Annotated in this window: 1 protein-coding gene; it reads left to right on the top strand. The window is 64.5% G+C overall.

Features of this window, described 5'->3' with window-relative positions; all coding sequences use genetic code 11:
• Window positions 1-231 (top strand): urease accessory protein UreD (locus tag X744_RS0139560; protein ID WP_031261681.1); only part of this gene is annotated, 231 nt, incomplete at both ends.

A 231-nucleotide genomic window follows, 5' to 3' on the forward strand; every position in this document is an offset into this window, starting at 1 on the left:
GGGATAACGACCCAGGCCTGCGAAAAAGTCTATCGCGCCGCATCGGACCATGCCGAAGTCCGGGTCAGACTGACCGTCGGAGAGAACGGCAGCATCGCCTGGTTGCCGCAGGAAACCATCGTCTTCGATCGCGCCGCCTTTGTCCGTACGTTGGACGTCGAGCTTGCCGCATGGGCCGAGGCGCTGGTGCTGGAAGCGACCGTCTTCGGCCGCCAGGCCATGGGCGAACGT

It is taken from the genome of Mesorhizobium sp. LNHC252B00 (genome assembly GCF_000502955.1).
In the GTDB taxonomy this organism is placed as follows: Bacteria; Pseudomonadota; Alphaproteobacteria; order Rhizobiales; family Rhizobiaceae; genus Mesorhizobium.